Source organism: Mesorhizobium sp. P5_C1, assembly GCF_054049815.1.
Genome location: NZ_JBFULQ010000612.1, coordinates 1 through 3,071, shown reverse-complemented (window position 1 = coordinate 3,071; position 3,071 = coordinate 1). Strand labels below are relative to the sequence as shown.

3 protein-coding genes and 1 pseudogene are annotated in these 3,071 nt (G+C 63.9%); 3 read left to right on the top strand and 1 reads right to left on the bottom strand.

Going from position 1 to position 3,071, the window contains the following annotated elements:
- Nucleotides 1–180: pseudogene (locus ACXJ7R_RS28800) on the bottom strand (RluA family pseudouridine synthase); the annotation flags it as partial.
- Between the two features lie 13 nt (nucleotides 181–193).
- Between ACXJ7R_RS28800 and ACXJ7R_RS28795 the strand changes: the two are divergent.
- Genes ACXJ7R_RS28795 through ACXJ7R_RS28785 form a run of 3 tightly spaced genes read left to right on the top strand, consistent with a single transcriptional unit; the run spans nucleotide 194 to nucleotide 2,853 of the window.
- Nucleotides 194–1,129 carry an RluA family pseudouridine synthase gene (locus ACXJ7R_RS28795; protein ID WP_457154792.1) on the top strand — a complete coding sequence of 312 codons (936 nt, stop codon included), beginning with the start codon at nucleotides 194–196 and terminating at the stop codon, nucleotides 1,127–1,129.
- 47 nt (nucleotides 1,130–1,176) lie between these two features.
- Entirely contained in the window at nucleotides 1,177–2,049 is an 873-nt protein-coding gene (locus ACXJ7R_RS28790; RefSeq protein WP_457154793.1) for a DMT family transporter, read from the top strand.
- Between the two features lie 12 nt (nucleotides 2,050–2,061).
- Nucleotides 2,062–2,853, top strand: coding sequence for an ATP12 family chaperone protein (locus ACXJ7R_RS28785; protein ID WP_457154791.1), 792 nt, complete (start codon nucleotides 2,062–2,064; stop codon nucleotides 2,851–2,853).
- Nucleotides 2,854–3,071: the final 218 nt, after the last annotated feature.

Genomic DNA, 3,071 nt, shown 5'->3' with positions numbered 1-3,071 from the left:
GCCTTGCACCGCGAGGCCCGCCGGCTTGTTGAAGACGAAGACCTTGGGATCTTCATGGATCAGCATTTTCGCCAGGACGTCGGCATCGCCCTGGTTGCGGATCGAGTGACCGGTCAGCGCGCTCTCGCCCTTCTTGTCCACCTCGAGCGGCGGAACGCGCACCATCTGGCCGGGTTCGACCGGCGAGGCGGGCATGCGGCTCGATCGCTGGTTCAAGACCCATTTCCCGGGCCTGGGCTTCGGCCATCTGCAAAAGCTGCTGCGCTCCGGCCAGATCCGCGTCGATGGCGGCCGGGTCAAGGCCGACACCCGCGTCGAACCCGGCCAGATGGTGCGCGTTCCGCCGCTCGAGGTGGACAAGAAGGGCGAGAGCGCGCTGACCGGTCACTCGATCCGCAACCAGGGCGATGCCGACGTCCTGGCGAAAATGCTGATCCATGAAGATCCCAAGGTCTTCGTCTTCAACAAGCCGGCGGGCCTCGCGGTGCAAGGCGGCTCGGGCGTCACCCGCAATGTCGACGACATGCTGGAAGCCTGGCGCAACCAGAAGGGCGAGAAGCCGCGGCTGGTCCATCGCCTCGACCGCGACACTTCGGGCGTACTGGTCGTCGCCCGCACCAGGCTTGCCGCAATGAAGCTGTCGGAAGCGTTTCGCGCCCGCGAGACCAAGAAGACCTATTGGGCGCTGGTCAAGGGCGTACCGCCCAAGCGTGAGGACAAGATCTCGACCTGGCTGATCAAGGAGCCGACGCCCGATGGCGATCGGGTGCGCGTCGCCGCGCATGGCGAAAAGGGCGCCGACCACGCCGTGTCCTACTACCGCATCATCGAGCAGGCGGCGCAGACGATGACCTGGCTGGAAATGGAGCCCTACACCGGCCGCACGCACCAGCTTCGTGTTCATGCTGCCTATATCGGCTGCCCGATCATCGGCGACCCGAAATATTTCGAGGCCGACACCAATTGGGATTTCCCTGGTGGCATTCAAAACCGCCTGCATTTGCATGCGCGCCGCATCATCATTCCGCACCCGGACAAGGGCGTCATCGATGTCACCGCGCCGATGCCACCGCATATGCGCCAGAGCTGGAACCTGATCGGCTTCGACGACGCCAGCGCGGAGGACTGATTGTGAGCGGCGCGACCGATACGCTCGACCGGCGCGACACGGTCGACATGGCCGCCGCCGCAATCATGGTCGGCCTGACCTTTTCCTGGGGGCTGAACTACGTCGCCGCCAAGATTTCCTACGCCGGTTACGATCCAGTCTTCCTGTCGATCGCGCGCTCGGTCATCGGCGGCCTGTGTGTCTTCGCGTGGTGCCGCTGGCGCGGCATCGCGCTTTTCACGCGCGACGGGACATTGCTCGCCGGCATCGCGGTTGGCGCGTTGTTCGGCATCGAGTTCCTCTGCCTCTATGTCGGCCTGGAGCACACGACCGTCGCCCGCAACACGCTGCTGGTCAACACAATGCCGTTCTGGATGCTGATCGGCGGCCATTTCCTGCTTGGCGAGCAGATCACCTTGCGCAAGTTCCTTGGCCTGCTGCTGGCCTTTGGCGGCCTTGCCGCGGTGTTTTCCGACAAGCTTGGCGGCGGCGGGGACATGCTGTTCGGCGATCTCTTGAGCCTTGGCTCTGGATTTTTCTGGGCCTTGACCAACATCCTCATCAAGCGGTCGAAGCTGGTCGAGGCGAGTGCCGAGAAGCTGCTGCTCTATCAACTCGCCGGTGCGGCAATCGTCGGAATACTGGTGTTGCCTCTCGCCGGTGCGCCCATCCGCGACCCTGCCGTGCTGCCGACATTGGCGCTGCTTTTCCAGGCAGTCTACATCGTTGCCTTCACCTATGTGCTTTGGTTCTGGCTGCTGAGGCGCTATCCGGCTTCAGGCCTGTCCAGCTTCACCTTCCTGTCACCGGTTTTCGGCGTGCTGTGCGGCGCCATGTTCTTGAATGAGCCGCTGACCATGCGCATCTTCCTGGCACTTGGCCTGATTGCCGCCGGCCTCGTCATCGTCAACCGGCCGTCGCGCAAGCTCGTGCCGGTTTGAGAGAGCCTTTCAATGCGTGATATCCTCAACGACCTCGAAGCGGGCAAGCAGCTTTCCGATCCGGATCCGGTGCGCCGTGCCCAGATCCAGATGAAGACGCCTTTGCCGAAGCGTTTCTACAAGACCGTCGCGGTTGCGCCGGTGGAAGACGGCTTTGCCGTGCATCTCGACGGCAAGCCGGTGCGCACGCCGGGCAAGGCGCTGCTGGCGCTGCCGACCGAGGCGGCGGCTGCACTCGTCGCCGACGAGTTTGCAGCGCAGAGCGAAACCATCAACCCGGTGGCGATGCCGGTGATGCGCCTCGTCAACACTGCTATCGACGGCGTCGCCAGCGATCCGCAGGCGGTGCTGGAAGACATTCTGCGCTTCGCTTCGTCCGATCTGCTCTGCTACCGCGCCGATGCGCCGCAAGGCTTGGTGGAGCGGCAGAACGAACATTGGGACCCGGTCCTTGATTGGGTGCGCGGCAGCCTCGGGGCTCGCTTCAATCTCGCCGAAGGCATCATCCATGTCGAGCAGCCGCGTGAGACGATCGCCGTGCTGGGAAGTCATCTTGCCCAGCGTGCCGAACCGCTGCGGCTCGCTGCCATCCATGTGATGACCTCGCTGACCGGTTCGGCGCTGCTGGCGCTGGCTGTCGATTTCGGCGAACTCGACGCCGAGGCGGCCTGGGCGGCCGGCCATGTCGACGAGGACTGGCAGATCGAGCATTGGGGACAGGACGCCGAAGCAGTCGCGCGCCGCTCGGCCCGCAAGCGCGACATGATGGCTGCCGCCGGGCTATTGGAAGCGCTCAAGGGCTGACGGCTCCGCCGCTGGCTCCGCTTCATCCCGCAGCGCACCTAATACCAAAGTCATAATCCCAAAGACGCCCTGACGTTGGCGCACGCTTTCTGTCATTTTTTCCGTGATCGCAGTGCATGAGTCCATGTTCGGAGGAGAACGCGGACAATGAGGCACAGCATCGAGGACAAGGTCTCACGGGAGGACAATTCTATGGCAATGGCATCGACTGCCGGCGG